The sequence below is a fragment of the Pseudomonas sp. NPDC088322 genome (genome assembly GCF_044740745.1).
Lineage (GTDB): Bacteria > Pseudomonadota > Gammaproteobacteria > Pseudomonadales > Pseudomonadaceae > Aquipseudomonas > Aquipseudomonas shirazensis.
On record NZ_JBIURK010000003.1, the window covers coordinates 385,942 to 407,240 of the forward strand.

The 21,299-nt window shown below is 63.2% G+C and carries 14 protein-coding genes; 2 read left to right on the forward strand and 12 right to left on the reverse strand.

Annotated elements, in window-relative coordinates; genetic code table 11:
• Positions 1 to 151: 151 nt before the first annotated feature.
• The 9 genes from ACIOAU_RS09335 to pilM all read right to left on the reverse strand — a co-directional run bounded on the left by ACIOAU_RS09335 (position 152) and on the right by pilM (position 13,486).
• Positions 152 to 1,570 (reverse strand): FAD-dependent oxidoreductase, encoded by a 1,419-nt coding sequence (locus ACIOAU_RS09335; RefSeq protein ID WP_101315523.1) that lies wholly within the window; start codon positions 1,568 to 1,570, stop codon positions 152 to 154.
• A 123-nt stretch (positions 1,571 to 1,693) separates the two neighbouring features.
• Entirely contained in the window at positions 1,694 to 6,139 is a 4,446-nt protein-coding gene (gene gltB / locus ACIOAU_RS09340; protein ID WP_401181509.1) for a glutamate synthase large subunit, read from the reverse strand.
• A gap of 374 nt (positions 6,140 to 6,513) precedes the next feature.
• Positions 6,514 to 8,121, reverse strand: coding sequence for an AAA family ATPase (locus ACIOAU_RS09345; protein WP_181088359.1), 1,608 nt, complete (start codon positions 8,119 to 8,121; stop codon positions 6,514 to 6,516).
• Positions 8,122 to 8,136: 15 nt separating this feature from the next.
• Complete coding sequence (aroB, locus tag ACIOAU_RS09350) at positions 8,137 to 9,234, reverse strand: 3-dehydroquinate synthase (RefSeq protein ID WP_101315517.1); 1,098 nt, start codon at positions 9,232 to 9,234, stop codon at positions 8,137 to 8,139.
• Positions 9,235 to 9,331: 97 nt separating this feature from the next.
• Positions 9,332 to 9,850: a shikimate kinase AroK gene (gene aroK / locus ACIOAU_RS09355; RefSeq protein WP_101315515.1), complete on the reverse strand. Its 519-nt coding sequence runs from the start codon at positions 9,848 to 9,850 to the stop codon at positions 9,332 to 9,334.
• 4 nt (positions 9,851 to 9,854) lie between these two features.
• Entirely contained in the window at positions 9,855 to 11,126 is a 1,272-nt protein-coding gene (locus ACIOAU_RS09360; protein ID WP_150573352.1) for a type IV pilus secretin PilQ, read from the reverse strand.
• A complete protein-coding gene (locus tag ACIOAU_RS09365; protein WP_401181513.1) occupies positions 11,047 to 12,021 on the reverse strand; it encodes a pilus assembly protein PilP in 975 nt (324 codons plus the stop codon). Before ACIOAU_RS09365 ends, ACIOAU_RS09360 begins: the two co-directional genes overlap by 80 nt.
• A 32-nt stretch (positions 12,022 to 12,053) precedes the next feature.
• Positions 12,054 to 12,590: a PilN domain-containing protein gene (locus ACIOAU_RS09370; RefSeq protein ID WP_401181516.1), complete on the reverse strand. Its 537-nt coding sequence runs from the start codon at positions 12,588 to 12,590 to the stop codon at positions 12,054 to 12,056.
• Positions 12,590 to 13,486 carry a type IV pilus biogenesis protein PilM gene (gene pilM, locus ACIOAU_RS09375; RefSeq protein WP_401181519.1) on the reverse strand — a complete coding sequence of 299 codons (897 nt, stop codon included), beginning with the start codon at positions 13,484 to 13,486 and terminating at the stop codon, positions 12,590 to 12,592. The genes ACIOAU_RS09370 and pilM overlap by 1 nt, the downstream gene beginning before the upstream one ends.
• Before the next feature lie 160 nt (positions 13,487 to 13,646).
• Between pilM and ACIOAU_RS09380 the strand changes: the two genes are divergently transcribed.
• Positions 13,647 to 16,097, forward strand: coding sequence for a penicillin-binding protein 1A (locus ACIOAU_RS09380; RefSeq protein WP_188035154.1), 2,451 nt, complete (start codon positions 13,647 to 13,649; stop codon positions 16,095 to 16,097).
• Positions 16,098 to 16,374: 277 nt separating this feature from the next.
• Here ACIOAU_RS09380 and ACIOAU_RS09385 read toward each other — a convergent pair whose 3' ends face one another.
• The 3 genes from ACIOAU_RS09385 to rpmE form a co-directional block, all read right to left on the reverse strand.
• Positions 16,375 to 17,643: a malic enzyme-like NAD(P)-binding protein gene (locus ACIOAU_RS09385; protein WP_101315503.1), complete on the reverse strand. Its 1,269-nt coding sequence runs from the start codon at positions 17,641 to 17,643 to the stop codon at positions 16,375 to 16,377.
• A gap of 180 nt (positions 17,644 to 17,823) precedes the next feature.
• Complete coding sequence (locus ACIOAU_RS09390; protein ID WP_259074643.1) at positions 17,824 to 18,645, reverse strand: thermonuclease family protein; 822 nt, start codon at positions 18,643 to 18,645, stop codon at positions 17,824 to 17,826.
• A gap of 2 nt (positions 18,646 to 18,647) precedes the next feature.
• Positions 18,648 to 18,863, reverse strand: a complete 216-nt coding sequence (rpmE, locus tag ACIOAU_RS09395; protein WP_101315499.1) for a 50S ribosomal protein L31 — start codon at positions 18,861 to 18,863, stop codon at positions 18,648 to 18,650.
• A gap of 179 nt (positions 18,864 to 19,042) precedes the next feature.
• Here rpmE and ACIOAU_RS09400 point away from each other — a divergent pair, with 179 nt between their 5' ends.
• The gene (locus ACIOAU_RS09400; RefSeq protein ID WP_401181524.1) at positions 19,043 to 21,262 is read left to right on the forward strand and encodes a primosomal protein N'; all 2,220 of its coding nucleotides are present in this window, start codon (positions 19,043 to 19,045) and stop codon (positions 21,260 to 21,262) included.
• Positions 21,263 to 21,299 lie beyond the last annotated feature (37 nt).

The following is a 21,299-nucleotide window of genomic DNA, read 5'->3' on the forward strand; positions in this document are numbered from 1 at the left end:
GGCATCCGGAAAAAAAGTGCGGGCATTTTCTCAGACGCCAGCACAAAAGGCACGGCCAAGGCCATGCGTTTTGTCTATTGGGTGTCTTGGGTCAAACGATTTTGTATACAAGATGGCGGGAATGGGGCTGCTTTGCAGCCCCGGCGATCAGTCAGACCTCGAGATAATCCAGAATCCCCTCAGCCGCAGTACGGCCTTCAAAGATCGCAGTCACCACCAGATCCGAACCCCTCACCATATCCCCGCCAGCAAACACTTTCGGGTTGCTGGTCTGGTGCTTGAAGCGCGCCTGCTCCGGAGCAATCACCCGGCCCTGGCTATCGGTCTGGATGTCGAACTGCTCGAACCACGGCGCCGGGCTTGGGCGGAAACCAAAGGCGATCACCACCGCATCTGCCGGCAGGATCTCTTCGGAACCCGGAATCGGCTCAGGGCTGCGGCGGCCACGGGCGTCTGGCTCACCGAGACGGGTCTCGACCACCTTGACGCCTTCGACCTTGTCTTCACCGACAATCGCGATGGGCTGGCGGTTGTAGAGGAACTTCACGCCCTCTTCCTTGGCGTTCTTCACCTCTTTGCGCGAGCCCGGCATGTTCGCTTCGTCACGACGGTAGGCGCAGCTGACCGACTTGGCGCCCTGGCGGATCGAAGTCCGGTTGCAGTCCATCGCGGTGTCACCACCGCCGAGCACCACGACCTTCTTGCCAGCCATGTCGACGAAGTCTTCCGGCGACTTTTCAAAGCCCAGGTTGCGGTTGACGTTGGCGATCAGGAAGTCCAGCGCATCGTGCACGCCTGGCAGGTCTTCACCGGGGAAGCCGCCCTTCATGTAGGTGTAGGTACCCATGCCCATGAACACGGCATCGTACTCGGCCAGCAACTGCTCGAGGGTGATGTCCTTGCCCACTTCGGTGTTCAGGCGGAACTCGATCCCCATGCCGGTGAAGACTTCGCGGCGATTGCTCAGCACGGTCTTTTCCAGCTTGAACTCAGGGATGCCGAAGGTCAGCAGACCGCCGATTTCCGGGTTGCGGTCGAACACCACCGGGGTTACCCCAGCGCGCACCAGCACGTCGGCGCAGCCTAGCCCAGCCGGGCCAGCACCAATGATGGCAACCCGCTTGCCGGTCGGTTTGACCTTGGACATGTCCGGGCGCCAGCCCATGGCGAAGGCGGTGTCGGTGATGTACTTCTCGACAGAGCCGATGGTCACCGCACCAAAGCCGTCGTTGAGGGTGCAGGCACCTTCACACAGACGATCCTGCGGGCAGACCCGGCCGCACACTTCCGGCAGGGTGTTGGTCTGGTGCGACAGTTCGGCGGCCGCGAGGATGTTGCCTTCGGATACCAGCTTCAACCAGTTGGGGATGAAGTTGTGTACCGGGCACTTCCACTCGCAATACGGGTTGCCGCAACCCAGGCAGCGGTGCGCCTGATCGACAGACTGCTGCGGCTTGAACGGTTCGTAGATCTCGACGAACTCCTTCTTGCGCTGGCGCAGCAGTTTTTTCTTCGGGTCTTTGCGCCCAACTTCGATGAACTGGAAGTCGTTGTTCAGACGTTCAGCCATTTTCAATACCTCTTCACAGCAGCTGCGAGCCGTTAGCTGCACGCCGCAAGACAATCACGTAAGCCGGGCAACACCCCATGCTGCTTTTGACCGCAGCTTGGGGCTTGCCACTTGCAGCTGCTTTTACTGCGGGTTGGCACGGGTGCTGGACAACAACTGCTTGAGCGTCGCAGCCTTTGGCTTGACCAGCCAGAAGCGGCGCACATAGTCGTCCAGGTTTTCCGAGAGCTCACGCCCCCACTCGCTGCCAGTCTCCTCGACGTACTCGGTAAGGACCCGCGCCAGATGGCTACGGTAGGCTTCCATGGCTTCACCACTGATGCGCTGGATTTCCACCAGTTCGTGGTTGAGCTTGTCGAAGAAGCTGTTGTCCATGTCGAGCACGTAGGCGAAGCCGCCAGTCATGCCAGAGCCGAAGTTGTAACCGGTCTTGCCCAATACGCAGACAAAGCCGCCGGTCATGTATTCACAGCAGTGATCGCCAGTACCCTCGACCACCGCATGGGCGCCCGAGTTACGTACCGCGAAGCGCTCACCGGCAGTACCGGCAGCGAACAGCTTGCCGCCGGTGGCGCCATACAGGCAGGTGTTGCCGACGATAGCGCTTTCCTGGGTTTTGAACGGGCTGCCAGCAGGCGGCACGATGGTCACCTTGCCACCGGTCATGCCCTTGCCGACGTAGTCGTTGGCGTCGCCCTGCAGGTGCAGGTTGAGGCCACCGGCGTTCCACACGCCAAAGCTCTGCCCGGCAGTGCCCTTGAAGCGGAAGGTGATCGGCTTGGCGGCCATGCCCTGGTTGCCGTACAGCTTGGCGATTTCACCAGAGATACGCGCACCAATCGAACGGTCGCAGTTGCAGATGTCGAGGTCGAACTCGCCACCGGCCTGATCGCGGATCGCCGGCAAGGCCATCTCGACCATCTTCTCGGCCAGCTCGCCCTTGTCGAACGGCGGGTTCTTGTCGACTTCGCAGAACTGCGGCTTGTCGGCCGGGATGTGCGAGCTGCCCAGCAGCGGGCTGAGGTCCAGATACTGCTGACGCTCGGTGTCGCCCGGCAGCACTTCGAGCAGGTCGGTGCGCCCGATCAGCTCGCCGAGGCTGCTAACGCCCAGTTTGGCCAGCCACTCGCGGGTTTCTTCGGCAACGAAGGTGAAGAAGTTGATCACCATGTCGACGGTGCCGATGTAGTGGTCCTTGCGCAGCTTTTCGTTCTGCGTGGCTACACCGGTGGCGCAGTTGTTCAGGTGGCAGATACGCAGGTATTTGCAACCCAGGGCGATCATTGGCGCGGTACCGAAGCCAAAGCTTTCGGCGCCGAGAATGGCCGCCTTGATCACGTCGAGGCCGGTTTTCAGGCCGCCGTCGGTCTGCACTCGGACCTTGCCGCGCAGGTCGTTGCCGCGCAGGGTCTGGTGGGTTTCCGCCAGGCCCAGTTCCCACGGTGCACCGGCGTACTTGATCGAAGTCAGCGGCGAAGCGCCGGTGCCGCCGTCGTAGCCAGAGATGGTGATCAGGTCGGCATAGGCCTTGGCCACGCCGGCCGCGATGGTACCGACACCGGCTTCTGCTACCAGCTTGACCGAAACCAGCGCTTGCGGATTGACCTGCTTGAGGTCGTAGATCAGCTGCGCGAGGTCTTCGATCGAGTAGATGTCATGGTGCGGCGGTGGCGAGATCAGGGTTACGCCAGGCACTGCATAGCGCAGCTTGGCGATCAGGCCGTTGACCTTGCCGCCAGGCAGCTGGCCGCCCTCGCCCGGTTTGGCGCCCTGCGCGACCTTGATCTGCAGCACTTCGGCATTGACCAGGTATTCCGGGGTGACGCCAAAGCGGCCGGTGGCCACCTGTTTGATTTTCGAGCTCTTGATCGTGCCGTAACGGGCCGGGTCTTCGCCGCCCTCACCGGAGTTGGAGCGCGCGCCCAGGCGGTTCATTGCTTCGGCCAGTGCTTCATGGGCCTCGGGCGACAGCGCGCCGAGCGAGATGCCGGCCGAGTCGAAGCGCTTGAGGATGGCCTCCAGCGGCTCAACCTGGTCGATCGCCAGCGGCTGCTCGGCAACCTTGACCTTGAGCAGGTCACGGATCATCGACACCGGACGCTTGTCGACCAGCGCGGTGTATTCCTTGAACTTGGCGTAGTCGCCCTGCTGCACGGCTGCCTGCAGGGTGTTGACCACATCCGGGTTGTAGGCATGGTATTCGCCACCGTGGACGAACTTGAGCAAGCCACCTTGCTGGATCGGCTTGCGCGCGCTCCAGGCTTCGGCGGCGAGCAGCTTCTGATCGCCTTCGAGGTCGACAAAGCGGGCACCTTTGATGCGGCTCGGTACGCCCTTGAAGCTCAGGCCGACTACTTCGTCGGACAGGCCGATGGCTTCGAACAACTGCGCACCGCGGTACGAAGTGATGGTCGAGATGCCCATCTTCGACAGGATCTTGAGCAGGCCTTTGGAGATGCCTTTGCGGTAGTACTTGAACACTTCATCCAGATCGCCCAGCACTTCACCGGTGCGGATCAGGTCGGCCAGCACTTCGTAGGCCAGGTACGGGTACACCGCCGAGGCGCCGAAGCCGAGCAGCACAGCGAAGTGATGCGGGTCACGCGCGGTTGCGGTCTCGACCAGGATGTTGCTGTCGCAACGCAGGCCCTGCTCGGTCAGGCGGTGATGCACCGCGCCAACTGCCAGCGAGGCATGCACCGGCAGCTTGCCCGGGGCGATGAAGCGGTCGCTCAGCACCAGCTGGGTCTTGCCGCTGCGCACCGCTTCTTCAGCCTGATCGGCGATGTTGCGGATGGCCGCTTCCAGGCCCAGGCTTTCTTCGTAGTTGAGGTCGATCAGCTGCCGCTCGAAGCCTTCGCGCTCGAGGTTCATCAGCGAACGCCACTTGGCCGGGGAGATCACTGGCGAGCTGAGGATCACGCGCGAGGCGTGCTCAGGCGATTCCTGGAAGATGTTGCGCTCGGCGCCGAGGCAGATTTCCAGCGACATCACGATCGCTTCGCGCAGCGGGTCGATCGGCGGGTTGGTCACCTGAGCGAACTGCTGGCGGAAGAAGTCGTACGGCGAACGCACGCGCTGCGACAGCACGGCCATCGGCGTGTCATCGCCCATCGAGCCGACCGCTTCCTGGCCCTGTTCGCCGAGCGGACGCAGCACCTGGTCACGCTCTTCGAAGGTGACCTGGAACATCTTCATGAACTGTTTGAGCTGGTCAGCGTCGTAGCTGGCCGCGCCCTGGTCGTCGCTCAGGGTGGCCTGGATGCGCGTGGCATGCTGGCGCAACCAGCGCTTGTACGGATGGCGCGACTTGAGGCGGTTGTCGATGGCGTCGGTATCGAGGATCTGCCCGGTTTCGGTGTCCACGGCAAAGATCTGCCCAGGGCCCACGCGGCCTTTGGCAACCACGTCTTCCGGCTGGTAGCCCCATACGCCGATTTCCGAGGCGATGGTGATGTAGCCATTGCGGGTGGTGACCCAACGCGCCGGGCGCAGGCCGTTGCGGTCGAGCAGGCAGACCGCATGGCGACCTTCGGTCATGACGATACCGGCCGGGCCGTCCCACGGCTCCATGTGCATGGAGTTGTATTCGTAGAAGGCACGCAGGTCGGCGTCCATGGTCTCGACGTTCTGCCAGGCTGGCGGTACCAGCATGCGCACGCCGCGGAACAGGTCGATGCCGCCGGTAACCATCAGCTCCAGCATGTTGTCCATGCTCGATGAGTCGGAGCCGACCCGGTTGACCAGTGGGCCGAGCTCTTCGAGGTCGGGGATCAGGTCGTTGGCGAACTTGGTGCGCCGGGCCATGGCCCAGTTGCGGTTGCCGGTGATGGTGTTGATCTCGCCGTTGTGGGCGAGGAAGCGGAACGGCTGCGCCAACGGCCATTTCGGCAAGGTATTGGTCGAGAAGCGCTGGTGGAACACGCAGATCGCGGTCTGCAGGCGCTCGTCACCCAGGTCCGGGAAGAATGCGGCGAGGTCCGCCGGCATCATCAGGCCTTTGTAGATGATGGTCTTGTGCGAGAAGCTGCAGATGTAGTGATCGCTGTCGTGGGCGTTGGCCACGGACGAACGGCGACGGGCACTGAACAGCTTGATCGCGATGTCCTGATCGCTCAGGCCTTCACCACCGATGAACACCTGTTCGATCTGCGGCAGGCGCTCGAGGGCCAGACGACCCAGCACGCTGGTATCGATTGGCACCTTGCGCCAGCCGATCAGCTGCAGGCCGGCCGCGATGATTTCGCGGTCCATGTTGGCCCGCGCAGCTTCGGCTTTGATCGGGTCCTGGTTGAAGAACACCATGCCGACGGCGTACTGCTTGGGCAGTTCGGCAGCAAAGTGCTCTTTGGCCATGGCACGCAGGAACTGATCGGGCTTTTGCATGAGCAAGCCACAACCGTCACCGGTCTTGCCGTCAGCGTTGATGCCGCCGCGGTGGGTCATGCAGGTCAGCGCTTGCATGGCCGTTTGCAGGAGGTGGTGACTTGGCTCGCCCGTCATATGGGCGATCAGGCCAAAGCCACAGTTGTCCTTGAATTCTTCGGGATGGTACAGACCTGTTTTCATAGACACATTCTCACCAGGTTCGCCCCTCGACGGAGGCAAATCTCTTTTTAGTACAACCACTTACCATCCACACCGGTCGAATGCCAGCTTTTTTGCGGGGGGCAACGTGAAACCATTGTTGCACAGCGACAGGGAAGCCCACAAATTCAAACGACGAATCGTTGTAAATTTATGTCGCATTTTTGAATGTTTTTGAACATTTGCCGTGGTACGGCATGGTTCGGAGTCTGAAGCGTTTCAGCCTGAACTGCAACTAGAGGCTTGTGGCCGGCAGTCTGGGACAGAAAAGCCTGCCGCGATCACACGCAGCAGGCTAGACGAAAGTCAGGAGTCGCTCAGCAACTGGGCGGCGGGGTGGTGCCGCCCGGAAGGTATCAGCGGGTCGTGGTCAGCTCTTGTTGGACGCTGCCGACGGTACGTGGCCAAGGTTTACCAGCCTGGACCTTCGCTGGCAAGTTCTTGATTGCAGCAACTGCTGCATCACGGTTGGCAAAGTTGCCGTAAGTTACGACGTAAAGCGGTTTGCCCTGCAAGGTTTTCTTGAAGTAGCGATAGTCGCCACCCTGCGCCTTGACGAACGACTGGGCCGACGCCTCGGAGCTGGTGCCGAGAATCTGTACTACATAGTTGCCGGCTTTCTGGCTGCCGTACCAGGCGCTGTTGCCGCTGCCGCCAGCGGCAGTCGACGCAGGCTTGGCGCTGGCAACCTGGGTTGGCGCCGGTGCCGGTTTGGCCGCTGCAACAGGCTTGGCTGGCTGGGTCGCTGGCTGAGCCGGAGCAGGCTTGGGCGCAGGTGCAACCGGTTGCGCTGGCGCGCTGGCGATTGGCTGCGCAGGAGCCGCGGCGGGGCCTGCCGGCACGCCTTCAGGCGGGGCAATGGTGGTCACGGTTGGTGGATTGGCAGGCTGCAATGCGGTGTTGCCGGCTGGGCTGGCTTCTTCACCGTCACCCATGCCTGCAGCCTGGGCCAGCGGCTCGCGCATGACCGGTTGCGACTGGCCATTGAGCGGCAGTGGTGTTGGCTGCGAGCCGGAGAACTCGATAGCCGGGTTGCTGCTGTTGGCCTGACCTTCGCCCAGCGGCAGTTGAGCCTGCGCTGCGGGTGCGTCGGTAGCAGGCTTGTCAGCGCCTTTCTTCGGCATCAGGACCGCCGCCGCTACGGCGACCACGACAACTGCAGACAGCGCGAGTACGTGTTTCTTAGGCATCTTGAACCCCATGGATGGTCGCTTCGCCGTGCTGCGCGTGGCGATCATGGCTTCGATCAAAGTGTCGCGGGCAACCTGGTTGATGTTGCCAGGCCAGCCATCCGCATGTTCGTGGATATCGGCGATCTGCTCGGCCGTGAATACCTCGATACCGCGGCCAGCGCCTTCCAGGCGTTGTTCAAGGTATTCGCGGGTTTCCTCCTCGCTGTAGGGTTCAAGCTCGATGATGTGGAAACGATCTCCCTCACCATTGAGCTGATCCAACCCAGCAATCAGCGAAGGCTCGCCAAACAGGAATACGTGCGGGCGCCCTTCGGCAACGCCTGCCGCCAATTCCAGCAACGCTTGGAGTGCCGACTCGTCGAGTTGTTCCGCATCGTCCACCAACAGATAGACTTCCTGGCCGGTCAGGGCCAGTTGCACCACCTGCGACAGGATCGCCTGCACTTCCGGCTGCGCCACGCCAAGCGCCTGAGCCACCTGGCCGAGCACGCTGGCCGCGTCACTGGCACCGCGGGCCGAGACCACCACGCTCTGCACCGACTGCTTGTTGGTGCTGGCGACCAGCGCCTGACGCAGCAGGGTCTTGCCGCTGCCCACCGGACCTGTGACCACCAGCATCAGGTGGCTGTAACGCGCCAGGTGATGCAGTTGGCCGAGCACTGGCTTGCGCTGGGCGGGGAAGAACTTGAAACCGGGCACACGGGGCGCGAACGGATCGTGGCTCAGCTGGTAATGGTCGAGAAACGCCTCATCGGCATGCAAACTGGTCATTGCGCTGTCACAACCTCAAAGCTGGGCCACAATGGCGCGGTAATCCGCTGCCAGCGTGGCCTGAAGGATCTCTTGCGGATAGTCGTCGGTAATCACGGCTTCGCCGAGCTGGCGCAACAGCACCAGCCGCATGCGCCCGTCGAGGACCTTTTTATCGACCGCCATATGCTCCATGAAATGCGCCGGGGTCATTTCCTGTGGTGGCACCACCGGCAATCCTGCGTCCTGCAGCAGGCGAATCGAGCGATCACGTTCGGCCTGATCAATCCAGCCCAGACGCATGGACATTTCCAGCGCCATCACGGTACCTGCAGACACCGCCTCACCATGCAGCCAGACGCCATAGCCCATGTGGGTTTCGATGGCATGGCCAAAGGTATGGCCGAGGTTCAGCGTGGCGCGCAGGCCGGTTTCGCGCTCGTCGGCGCCCACAACCGCGGCCTTGGCCGCGCAGGAGCGACGAATCGCTTCGGTCAGCGCCGTGTTGTCGAGACCACGCAGGGCGGTCATATTCTCTTCGAGCCAGGCGAGGAATGGCTTGTCGCAGATCAGGCCGTATTTGATCACTTCGGCCAGGCCTGCCGACAGCTCGCGCGCCGGCAGCGTCTTCAGGCTGGTGGTGTCGATCAGCACCGCATTGGGCTGATAGAACGCGCCGACCATGTTCTTGCCCAGCGGATGGTTGATGCCGGTCTTGCCACCCACCGACGAATCGACCTGGGACAACAGTGTGGTCGGCACCTGAATGAAGTCGACACCACGCTGGTAGCAGGCGGCGGCGAAACCGGCCATGTCACCGATGACCCCGCCGCCCAGCGCGATCACGGTGGTGCGGCGGTCGTGGCGAGCCGTCAGCAGGCCATCGAAAATCAGTTGCAGGGTTTGCCAGTTCTTGTGTGCTTCACCGTCCGGCAGTACCACCGGCAACACCGAATAGGCACCCAGGGTCTGGCTCAGGCGCTGCAGATACAGGGGCGCGACAGTTTCGTTGGAGACAATGGCGACCTGCCGGCCGGCAATGTGCGGGGCCAGCAGTTCAGGCTGGTCCAGCAGGCCTTCGCCAATGTAGATCGGGTAGCTGCGTTCGCCCAGATCGACCTTAAGTGTCTGCATGTATCCCCACAATGTCTGGAGCGCGGCGTCGCCTGGACGACACACGCGGTAAGGTTGAACCCCTGCCTCGGCGTTGGTGGCCGAGAATAGTCCCGGCTTAGCGGGGCGGCAACTGCTCGAGGCGCTCGAGAATATCCTGGACCACCATGCGCGGCGGCCGTTCGTCGGTTTCCACGATCACGTCGGCGATCTCGCGATAGAGCGGATCTCGCGACTCGAGCAAAGCACGCAGGGTCGCTTCCGGATTGGCGGTGCGCAACAGCGGCCGATTGCGATCGCGTGCCGTGCGCCCGACCTGCTGCTCAACCGAGGCGTGCAGATAGATCACCCGGCCACCGGCATGCAGAGCACGCCGATTGGCATCACGCATGACTGCACCGCCGCCGGTAGCCACGACTACGCCGTCCAGCTCACAGAGCTCGGCAATCATCGCTTCTTCACGATCGCGAAAGCCCGGCTCGCCTTCCTTGTCGAAGATCCACGGGATATTGGCGCCCGTCCGCAGTTCGATTTCCTTGTCGGAATCCTTGAACAGCAGGCGCAGCTCTTTGGCCAACAGGCGTCCGATGGTGCTTTTGCCAGCGCCCATGGGCCCTACAAGTATCAAATTTCGCACAGAATCAACGACTCACAGCAATCGCCTGGTCACTCATGATACGCGGAGTCAGGAAGACCAGCAGCTCGGATTTTTTCTCTTGTAATGCATCGCGTCGAAACAGCCGCCCAACATACGGCAGATCACCGAAAAATGGCACCTTGTCGACCACATTGTTTTGCGTAGTCGAGTAGACGCCACCGATGACGATGGTCTGGCCGTCGGCCACGCGCACCTTGGCGTTGACCTCGTTCTTGCGAATCGGTGGAACATCGTTGAGTGCATTGACGTAATCCGGCTCGTCCTTGGTCACGCGCACGGTCATGATTACCTGACCATCGGCGGTGATCTGCGGGGTAACTTCGAGCGATAGCGAGGCTTCGCGAAACGACACCGAGGTCGCGCCGCTCTTGCTGGTTTCCTGATATGGCACTTCGGTGCCCTTGAGGATGCGCGCGGTCTCCTTGTCGGCGGTCACCACCTTGGGCTGCGAGATGATTTCGCCATTGCCGCTCTTTTCCATCGCGCTGAGCTCCAGATCCAGCAAGGCGTCGCCGCGCAGCAACCCCAGGCCCACCGCTGAAGTTGGCCGATCCACGCCGAGATCGACGAACAGCCCTTTGCCGCTGCGGCCTTCGGCGCCGCTGAACGGCTTGCCCCAGCGCACCCCGAGGCTTTTTTCATAGTCGACGTTGGCTTCGACAATGCGTGCTTCGATCAGCACCTGCCGCACCGGCACATCCAGCTCGGTGACCAGTCGGCGCAGCTCGGCAAGTCGCTCTGCCGGTTGATGTGCCACCAGCGTGTTGGTCCGCGCATCGACACCCAGGCTGCCGCGCCCGGTCAGGATGCCGTCGTCGGCCAAGGTCGCCAGCAGCAACTCGGCCAGCTCCGCTGCCTTGGCGTGATGCACTGGCAACAACGCGCGTTCGAGCGGCTGCAACTGGGCGTCCAGCTCCCGACCCAGCCGTTCTTCGCGGGATTGCCCAGCCAGCTCGGCCGCCGGCGCTACCAGCAGCACATTGCCTTCCTGCCGGCTCGCCAGCCCTTTGCTGCGCAGGACCAGATCCAGCGCCTGATCCCAGGGCACCTGTATCAACCTCAGAGTAACGTTGCCGTTTGCCGTATCACTGACCACCAGGTTGATCCCAGCATAGTCGGCCAGCACCTGCAGCACTGCGCGAACTTCAACATCCTGAAAATTCAGCGACAGCGGTTCACCCTGATAGGTCTTCGCTTGCGCCCCGTGCATCGCCAGAACCGTCGCCAGCAGCATTGCCAGTTGTCCGAGCTTCATCCATGCCTCCTTGCGTCACATGCTTTCGTAACCCAACCAGGGTTGATCGCTCCTGCCAGGCTCCACCAAGCAAGACCTGCTCGCGCACCTCCATCTGCCGTTCGTCAACCCGCACAACCACACCCTGGTCGCGACCCAATGGGTCACCCGCGCGCACGCGATACAAACGCCCGGACCACCACACCAGAGCCTGATACTGGCCATCGCGGGCGAGGCTGCCGACCATCTGCAACTGAGCCAGCGGCACCCGGGCCAGACCATCGGCTGCGCTGCGTGCAGACCAGGCCTGGAATGGATCGACCTGCGCCGGCGGTGCCCGCTGCCTGGCGGCTTCATGCGCTAGCGAGGTCGGCGCCGGTAACTGCTGGCCCGCGTCAAAGGCCTGCACGTGCAAGCGCAGCCGCAGTATCCCGGGCTGGTCTGCTGCGGCAAGCTGCAGGGTCGAGACGTGCAGCAGGCGGATCTGACCCAGCCAGTCATCCAGCCATGCCCGCAGCGCCGGGTAATTGCCGATCACCTGCAACTGCAGCGGCGCGACCAGGTAGCCGGCCGCCTGGCTCGGCTCGCCGACATCCACCTGCTCGATCAGCAGCCCATGGGCATGGCCTAACCGCGCCAACTGATCGAGCAGGTCGCTCATTTCCTGCCCAGCCGCCAAGCGCCAGCGGGCGTCCTGCAACTGCACCTTACTGTCAGCAAGTGCCTCCTGCGCGGCGGGCAAGTCCTGCACGCCTAGCGCCTTGACCCCGAACGCCTGCTCCAGTGCCTGCAGTGTTGCCGTCTGCATCCGGTAGGTGCGCTGCACACCCTCAAAGCGCATCAGCCAGGCCACACTGGCCACAATCAGCAGCGGTACGAGCAGCATCGCCAGCCTGGCCAGCAGCGAACTGCTCACCACTTGCTGCCAGTCGGGAGGCCATGGCCCGCTCACAGCTCAAGCGCCGACAGACGTGCCAGCAACAGGAACTCATCGCCATCGGCAACTGCACGGATATGCTTCAGTTCAAGCGCGTCGAATTGCCTTGATTGCTGCAGATCGCGGATGAACTGCGCCACTACCGCAGGCGACGCCGCCAACCCGAGCAGTTGCAACTGCCCCTCCTGGATGGACATCTCGGTCAGCTGCAAACTGGCACCGAGTGCCCGCTCCAGCTCAGCGAACATCCTCGGCAGCAGGTCTTGGCCATTGCGCAGCGCTTGCAGCGCTGCTGACTGCGCCATTACATCAGCGTGGCTGCCCTGCACCGCCCTCAACTGCTGCAGTTGGATGTCGAGTCGGGCGACGTCAGCCTGGCGCTCGGCAATCGCCGCCAGTTGCTGCTGACCACGCTGGCGCGCCAGCTGGTCAAGCATGATCACGCCGGCGAGCGCCAGCAGCAGGCTGCCAATCAGTGCCAGCTGAAACCGTCGCAGCGCCGCCAGCCGCTGCCGTTCGCGCCAGGGCAGCAGGTTCAAACGCAGCATCAGCAGGCACCGCCGAGTGCCAGAGCGCAGGCCAGCGCCATGTGCGGCGCCACCCGCGCCAGCTCGGCCCGATTGCTCAGGCCAGCCGAGCCCAGACCGTGCAACGGCGACAGCGCATCGCAGGGCAATCGAGCAGCGAAAGCGGGTAGCCAGCGTGATGCCTGTTCGCTGGCCGCGACCACCTGCACACCGTGCTCGCCTGGCAGCGCCGCTGCGCACAACTCAAGCACGCGCTGCAGGCGTGCATCGTCCGGCTCATGGGCGCCAAAAGTCAGTTCCTGACGCTGCGGCAGGCCACTTGCCGACCAGCTATGTAACGCTGCCCCGCCCTGCTCGATACGCAGCAAGGCCTGGCCGTCGGGCACCAGCCGGCGCAGGGCGATGCTGTCGACTTCGACTGCCACCGCGCACAGGCCTGCGGCCTCCAGCAGCTGCTCGAGCTGATCCAGTGAGCGCTGGCGGCAAGCGGCAACCAGCACATTGACATGCCCCACCGGCTCGACTGCCGGGCCGAGCACTTGAAAGTCCAACGCCAGGTCTTCCAGGGCAAACGGGAACATCTGCTCGGCATCGACCAGCAGGCGCTGCTCCAGTTGAGCCGCCGACAAGCCTGCTGGGAGGCAACAAAGCTTGCACAACGTCGCCCCGCCCGGCAGCGCAACTGCAACCTGCGGACACCGACTGCCGCAGCGCTCAAAGGCGCAGCGCAGCGCGTCTATCAGAGCATCTGGGGCTTGCGCCCAGTCATTGCCAACTGCCCCCGGCAGCGGCTGATACGCCCAGCCAACGACCTGCTCAGTCCCCTGGCGCCCATGCAATTGCAGCATGCGCACCGAGTCGGCGGCTATTTCCACACCCAACAATGAACCGGCATCCTTGCCCAAGCGTCCAAGCATCGCTGTCTCCCTGCTCCATGATTGTCAGCCCGCGCCATTGGCCGGACCGGTCGCCCCGACGGTCGCCCGATGGGGCGAAAACTGCTTATAATGCCCAGCGTTTTTGCCTGTCCGCCGGACCTGTGCGCACTCCATTTCTCAACCTGGACACCCAAAAGCCTTGATACGCCTGCTGAAGTTCTTCTGGTGGTCTTTCGTCGCAGTCATCTGTGCCCTCGTACTCGGTCTGAGCGGGGCGTTTCTGTATCTTAGTCCCAGCCTGCCCTCGGTCGACTCGCTCAGAAGCATCCAGTTGCAGATCCCCCTGAGGGTTTACAGCAGCGATGGCAAGCTGATTGCCGAGTTTGGCGAAATGCGCCGCTCGCCGATCCGCTTCGCGGAAATTCCCCCACAGTTCATTCAGGCGCTTCTGTCAGCCGAAGACGACAATTTCCTCAACCATTACGGGGTCGATCCGAGCAGCTTGATGCGTGCCGCGACCCAACTGGTCAAATCTGGTCATATCCAGACGGGTGGCAGCACGATCACCATGCAGGTGGCGAAGAACTTCTTCCTTACCAGCGAGCGCAGCTTCTCCCGCAAGACCAACGAAATCCTGCTGGCCCTGCAGATCGAACGCGAACTGACCAAGGACGAGATCCTTGAGCTGTACGTCAACAAGATCTACCTGGGTAACCGCGCCTACGGCATCGACGCCGCAGCGCAGGTCTACTACGGCAAGTCGATCCGCGACGTCAGCCTGGCGCAGATGGCCATGATCGCCGGCCTGCCGAAGGCCCCTTCGCGCTTCAACCCGCTGGCCAACCCGACCCGGGCCAAAGAGCGCCGCGACTGGATCCTCGGGCGCATGTACAAACTCGGCAAGATCGACCAAACCAGCTACGAGACCGCCCTGGCCGAGCCGCTGAACGCCAGCTACCACGTGCCGACGCCGGAAGTGAACGCGCCGTACATTGCCGAAATGGCCCGTGCTGAAATGGTTGGTCGTTATGGCAGTGAGGCCTACACCGAAGGCTTCCGGGTGACCACCACGGTGCCTAGCGATATGCAGAACATGGCCAACAGCGCCGTGCTCAATGGCTTGTCCGATTACGATGAGCGCCATGGCTACCGCGGCCCTGAGTCACGCTTCCCGGGCAAGACCCACGCCGCCTGGCTGCAGGAGCTGGGCAAGCAGCGCACCCTTGGCGGGCTGGAGCCAGCCATCGTCACCCAGGTCGACAAGACCGGCCTGAAAGTGCTCACCCGCAACGGTGAAGAGCAGGACGTGGCGTGGGACACCATGAAATGGGCGCGGCCGTATCTGAACACCAACGCTCAAGGCCGGGCACCACAATCGCCTGCCGATGTCGCCCAGGTCGGCGACCTGATCCGCGTGCAGCGCCTGGATGAAGGCAAGCTCAAGTTCAGCCAGGTCCCGGGCGCGCAGAGTGCGTTGGTCACCCTCGACCCGTACAACGGCGCGATCCGCGCCCTGGTCGGTGGCTTCTCGTTCGAGCAGAGCAACTACAACCGCGCCATGCAGGCCAAGCGTCAGCCGGGCTCGAGCTTCAAACCGTTCGTCTACAGCGCGGCCCTGGACAGCGGCTACACCGCCGCGAGCCTGGTCAACGACGCGCCGATCGTGTTTGTCGATGAGTACCTGGACAAGGTCTGGCGGCCGAAAAACGACACCAACACCTTCCTTGGCCCGATCCGCATGCGCGAAGCGCTGTACAAGTCGCGCAACCTGGTCTCGATCCGCCTGCTGCAGGCGATGGGCGTCGACCGCACCATCGACTACATCGCCAAGTTCGGCTTCAACAAGCAGGACCTGCCGCGCAACCTGTCGCTGGCGCTCGGCACCGCGACCCTGACCCCGATGGAAATTGCCACCGGCTGGAGCACCTTCGCCAACGGCGGCTACAAGATCAGCCCGTACCTGATCGAGCGCATCGAGAGCCGCAACGGCGATACCCTGTTTACTGCCAACCCTGCACATGTGCCGCAGGGCGGCGGCAGCGATGAGGCCGGCATCGCCGCGCCAGAGCAGCCGATCAGCAGCAGCGGCATGCCGGGCGAAGCGCCGACCGCCAACGCCCAGTTCAGTGCGCAGACACCAGTGCTCGCCGAACAGATCATCGACCCGCGCACCAGCTACATCCTCACCAGCATGCTGCAGGACGTGATCAAGCGCGGCACCGGCCGCCGGGCGATGGCTCTGGGCCGCACCGATCTGGCTGGCAAGACCGGTACCACCAACGAATCGAAGGACGCCTGGTTCTCCGGCTACAACGCCGACTACGTGACCACTGTCTGGGTTGGCTTCGACCAGCCAGAAACCCTCGGCCGCCGCGAATACGGCGGCACTGCGGCTCTGCCGATCTGGATGAGCTTCATGGGCGCCGCCTTGAAAGACAAACCCAACCACGCTCCGGCCGAACCTGAAGGCATCCTCAGCCTGCGGGTCGATCCGGTCAGCGGCCGCGCAGCGACCCCAAGCACGCCGAACGCCTACTTCGAACTGTTCAAGGCCGAAGATTCGCCGCCGTCGGTGGATGAACTGGGCAACGGCGCAGCACCTGGCAGCCCGCTGCCAGCGGACGAAGCAGCGCCGATGGACCTGTTCTAAGCCCAAAAGCCAGGGGCGCTGCGCGCCCCTTCGCGGGCAAGCCCGCTCCCACCGGGTTCTGAGCAATGTCTGTGGGAGCGAGTTTTTTGGTTACGTGTTTGGGGCGTTTGCCAGAGAAGTAACTCACCGTAAAGGCGAAAGGGGCCCGCACGGCCGACAACGATAACGGATAAGCCCACACCTCCAGAAAGCCCCACCCGCCAGCCAACACCCCACCCAAACCCCAGCCATAAAAAAACCGGCCCATCAGAGCCGGTTTTTCATAACGCCATGCCTATTAACCGTTGAACACATCGTCCACGCTTTTCAGCGGGTAGTGCTTCGGATAAGGCAGGGTAGCAACACCGCTTTCGATCGCAGCCTTGGCCACCGCATCAGAAACCAGAGTAATCAAACGTGGATCCATCGGCTTCGGAATGATGTACTCACGACCAAACTCCAGGGCCTGCACGCCGTACGCATCGCAGACTTCCTTAGGCACTGGCTGCTTGGCCAGGTCCTTCAGAGCGATGGCCGCAGCGATCTTCATCTCTTCGTTGATGCGCTTGGCACGAACGTCCAGAGCACCACGGAAGATGAACGGGAAGCCCAGAACGTTGTTGACCTGGTTCGGGTAGTCGGAACGACCGGTAGCCATGATCACGTCGTTACGGGTGGCGTGAGCCAGTTCCGGGCTGATCTCTGGATCCGGGTTCGAGCAAGCGAACACGATCGGGTTGGCAGCCATCGACTTGAGGCCTTCAGCGCTCAGCAGATTCGGGCCGGACAGACCTACGAATACGTCAGCACCTTGCAGGGCATCAGCCAGGCTGCGCTTGTCGGTAGCGTGGGCGAACTGCGCCTTGTACTGGTTCAGGTCTTCACGGCCGGAGTGGATAACACCGGTACGGTCGATCATGAAGATGTTCTCGACCTTGGCACCCATGCTGACCAGCAGCTTCATGCAGGAGATCGCGGCAGCGCCGGCGCCCAGGCAGACGATCTGCGCGTCTTCGAGCTTCTTGCCGGCGATTTCGAGGGCGTTGATCATGCCAGCCGCGGTGACGATGGCGGTGCCATGCTGGTCATCGTGGAATACCGGAATGTCGCACTGCTCGATCAGGGTGCGTTCGATTTCGAAGCACTCTGGCGCTTTGATGTCTTCGAGGTTGATACCGCCGAAGGTGATCGAGATACGGCGCACGGTGTCGATGAAGGCCTGTGGGCTTTCCGACTCGACTTCGATGTCGAATACATCGATACCGGCGAAACGCTTGAACAGAACGCCCTTGCCTTCCATGACCGGCTTGGAAGCCAGTGGGCCGAGGTCACCCAGGCCAAGAATGGCGGTACCGTCGGAGATCACTGCGACCAGGTTGCCCTTGCCGGTGTACTTGTAAGCCAGCTCTGGATCACGACCGATCTCGCGCACAGGTTCGGCAACGCCCGGGCTGTAGGCCAGGGACAGGTCGCGCGCAGTGGCGGTTGGCTTGGTGAGCTCGACGCTCAGTTTCCCCGGACGAGGCTGAGCATGATATTCGAGAGCGGCGGTTTTCAGGTCTGACATGGTGGGCAATTCCGCTTATTTACTGTTCTGACGGACCGCCGAGGATACGCAAAGTGCCGGGGGGCGACAAGACTGCCCGGTCACATGTGTCAAGGCCCATGGCCTACGACTTTACGCTACAACCCACGGGGCATGCGGGATTCAGTGTGTACAATTGCAGGCATTAATGTCTACAATTTTTTAGCCAGAGGCCCGTTTGAGCATGCTCGGATCGGTCAATGGCAGCAGCCAGCGACGCTGCCCGGGCTTGATCACACCCTTGCGGGAACGGTCGATCACCCAGCCGCGGACCTCGACCTGGCGCCCTTTGAGGTTATCGAAGAAGCGCGCCGGGAAGTGCCGCTGCAGACGAGCGGGCACCTGCACCACCACGCGTTCGCCAAGGTCCAGCCAGACCCCGCCCCGATTGCGCTCGATACGCCTGACGGTGCCGCTGAGCACGGCGAATCCGGACTGGCGCAGGGCGCTCTCGCGCTGCACCGGCGATTGCCGCCACAGCCCGAGGCGAGCAGAACGAGCCGCCTGCTCGGCCGCATCCTGACAGCTCGCCAGGCGCACATTGGGCGCTATGGCCACGCGCAAGCCAAGGCCCTCACTGAGCAGCACCGCCTCAAGATTGTCGCCATTACGCCCATAGATATGCGCCAGAGTGCGGCCATATTTGTCTTTCGCCTCAGCTCCGCGCACCAGCCCGACCCGGCCATCACTGGCCTTGATCAAAGCCTGCAGGCGCTGCCTGGCGGCTTCGGCATAGGGCTCGCTCGGGCGGCCCTTGCGCCCCAGCTCAGGGGCATTGATGCCGATCAGGCGTACGCTGCGGCCATCGCTCAGGCGCACGGTGTCGCCATCCAACACCTGACGCACGGCGACTTGCTGCGGCTTGACCGGCAATGGGCAGAAGGCCTGCGCCGGCATGGCACAAATCGCGGCCATAAAAAAAGCGCCCACAAGGGACGCTTTTCGTTGCAGCAGCGCGAGAGCCAAGGGCTTCGCCATGCGCAATCTTACTTCTTGGCACCGAACATGCCGAAGCGATCTGCGAACTTCTGTACGCGACCACCGGTGTCCAGGACTTTCTGCTTGCCAGTGTAGAACGGGTGGCACAGGGAGCACACGTCGATCGCCAGCGGCTTGGCCAGGGTCGAACGGGTTTCGAATTTGGCGCCGCAGCTGCAGGTGACTGCAACTACTTCGTAGTTCGGATGAATATTCTCTTTCATGGTCACTTCCTCGAGCTGCGTGCCGCCACCCAACACCTATTGTTGAATACCGCACGTAATTAGGCGGGGAATAATACCAGAGCGCAGCGTCAGCGCAAGTTGTCGCACGCACCGACCGTCGTCTGCTAGGCTCGGCGCTGCCCTGAACTGTTCCGAAATGCCCTTCAGAGACCTTCTGCGTGTCCGACGTCATCCTGCGCCTTGCCCTGCCCTCGCCCCTGCGTCGCCTGTTCGACTACCGGGCCACGGCTGCCATGGCCCGCCAGCCGCTGACCCCGGGCATGCGTATCCGCGTGCCGTTTGGTCGCCGCGAGATGATCGGCATCCTGGTCGAGGTCTGCGCCACCAGTGAGGTGCCGGCCGACAAGCTCAAGCCTGCGATTGCCCTGCTCGACCCAACCTCGCCGCTGCCGCCAGCGCTGTTCAAGCTGTGCCTGTGGACCGCTCAGTACTATCAGCACAGCCTGGGCGATACCCTGAGCTGGGCGCTGCCAGTGCTGCTGCGCCAGGGCGAAGCAGCCGAAATCCGCCAGGAGCGGTTCTGGCAGGTCACCGCTGACGCGCGCCTGGACGACCCGCGGATTGCCCGCGCGCCGCGTCAGCGCGAAGCCCTGCAGACCTTGTCGCAGCACCCGCACGGCGTTGCCCACAGCCTGTTGAGTAAACTGGGCCTGAACAAGGACAGCCTCGACCTGCTGCTGGCCAAACAGCTGGTCCAGCTCGAGGTGCGCCGGCAACGCCCGGCTACCCGCCATGAACACTGGCTGGCGCAGCCGGAGCTGCCGCTCAACGACGAACAGCGGGCAGCCTTCGAAGCCGTGCGCTCGGGCTTTGGCAGCTTCCATGCGTTTCTGTTGGCAGGGGTTACCGGCAGCGGCAAGACCGAGGTCTACCTGCAACTGATCCGCGAAACCCTGGAGGCCGGCAAGCAGGCGCTGGTGCTGATCCCCGAGATCAACCTCGGCCCGCAGACCCTGGCGCGCTTCGAGCAGCGCTTCAATGCGCGCATCGCTCTGCTGCACTCGGCGGTGAACGACCGTGAGCGCCTGGATGCCTGGCTGGCGGCGCGGGATGGCGAAGCCGACATCATTATCGGCACCCGTTCGGCGCTGTTCACGCCAATGAAAAAACCTGGCCTGATCATCATCGACGAAGAGCACGACGGCTCATATAAACAGCAGGAGGGCCTGCGCTACCACGCCCGCGATCTGGCGCTGGTACGCGCGCATCAAGAGAACGTACCCATTCTGCTCGGATCGGCCACGCCCTCGCTGGAGAGCCTGCACAACGCCCACACCGGCCGTTACGGCCTGCTGCGCATGAACCACCGCGCCGGGGGTGCGAAACAGCCGCGCTTCCTGCGCCTCGACGTGCGCAGCCGGCCGCTGGACAGCGGCATCAGTGGCCCGCTGCAACAGGCCATCGGCAAGACCCTCGAAGCCGGCCAGCAGGTGCTGGTATTCCTCAACCGGCGCGGTTTTGCCCCGACACTGCTGTGCCACGACTGTGGCTGGATGTCGGGCTGCCCGCGCTGTGATGCACGCATGACCGTGCACCAGCGTTCCGGCGTGCTGCGCTGCCACCACTGCGGCTATGACGAGCGCCTGCCGCTGCGCTGCCCCAAGTGCGCGCATGTCGACCTGCGCCCAGTGGGTGCCGGCACCGAGCGCGCCGAAGAGCGCCTGAAAGTACTGTTCCCGGACTTCCCGGTATTGCGCGTGGACCGCGACAGCACATCGCGCAAAGACGCCATGCACAACCTGTTCACCACCATCCAGCGCGGCCAGCCGAGCATCCTCGTCGGCACGCAGATGCTCGCCAAGGGCCACCATTTTCCGCGAGTTACCCTGGTGGCGATCCTCGATGCCGATGGCGGGCTGTTCTCTGGCGACTTCCGCGCCAGCGAGCGCATGGCCCAGTTGATCGTGCAGGTCGCCGGCCGCGCCGGGCGCGCCGAAGAGCCGGGCAAGGTCATCGTGCAGACCCACCTGGCCGAGCACCCGCTGCTGGTGCAGTTGACTGAAGAAGGCTACTTCGCCTTTGCCGAACAGGCCCTGAGCGAACGCCGCGGCGCCGGCCTGCCGCCCTTCGCCCACCTCGCCCTGCTGCGCGCCGAAGCGCACAAGCCGGGCCAGGCCGAAGGGTTTCTGGATGAAGCGTGCAGCGCCGCCGAGCGCTTGCTGGCAGAACAAGGCGGCCAGGGCATCGAGTTGCTCGGCCCGGTGCCGGCACCGATGGAACGCCGCGCCGGGCGCTTTCGCGCGCAGCTATTGTTGCAGGCCAGCGCCCGCGCGCCGCTGCACCGGCTGATCAGCGCCTGGCTGCTGGAGCTGGAACAGATGCCCAGCGGGCGTCAGGTGCGCTGGTCGCTGGACGTCGATCCGGTCGACCTGTACTGAGCTGTTGACGCGCCGTTGATACCCGCAAAGGTTGGCA

What these genes read in the sequence shown, in the direction of transcription:
- ACIOAU_RS09335 (WP_101315523.1), bottom strand. Translation starts at nt 1,570, where the DNA reads ATGGCTGAACGTCTGAACAACGACTTCCAGTTCATCGAAGTTGGGCGC.
- gltB (WP_401181509.1), bottom strand. Translation starts at nt 6,139, where the DNA reads ATGAAAACAGGTCTGTACCATCCCGAAGAATTCAAGGACAACTGTGGC.
- ACIOAU_RS09345 (WP_181088359.1), bottom strand. Translation starts at nt 8,121, where the DNA reads ATGACCAGTTTGCATGCCGATGAGGCGTTTCTCGACCATTACCAGCTG.
- aroB (WP_101315517.1), bottom strand. Translation starts at nt 9,234, where the DNA reads ATGCAGACACTTAAGGTCGATCTGGGCGAACGCAGCTACCCGATCTAC.
- ACIOAU_RS09360 (WP_150573352.1), bottom strand. Translation starts at nt 11,126, where the DNA reads ATGAAGCTCGGACAACTGGCAATGCTGCTGGCGACGGTTCTGGCGATG.
- ACIOAU_RS09370 (WP_401181516.1), bottom strand. Translation starts at nt 12,590, where the DNA reads ATGCTGCGTTTGAACCTGCTGCCCTGGCGCGAACGGCAGCGGCTGGCG.
- pilM (WP_401181519.1), bottom strand. Translation starts at nt 13,486, where the DNA reads ATGCTTGGACGCTTGGGCAAGGATGCCGGTTCATTGTTGGGTGTGGAA.
- ACIOAU_RS09385 (WP_101315503.1), bottom strand. Translation starts at nt 17,643, where the DNA reads ATGTCAGACCTGAAAACCGCCGCTCTCGAATATCATGCTCAGCCTCGT.
- rpmE (WP_101315499.1), bottom strand. Translation starts at nt 18,863, where the DNA reads ATGAAAGAGAATATTCATCCGAACTACGAAGTAGTTGCAGTCACCTGC.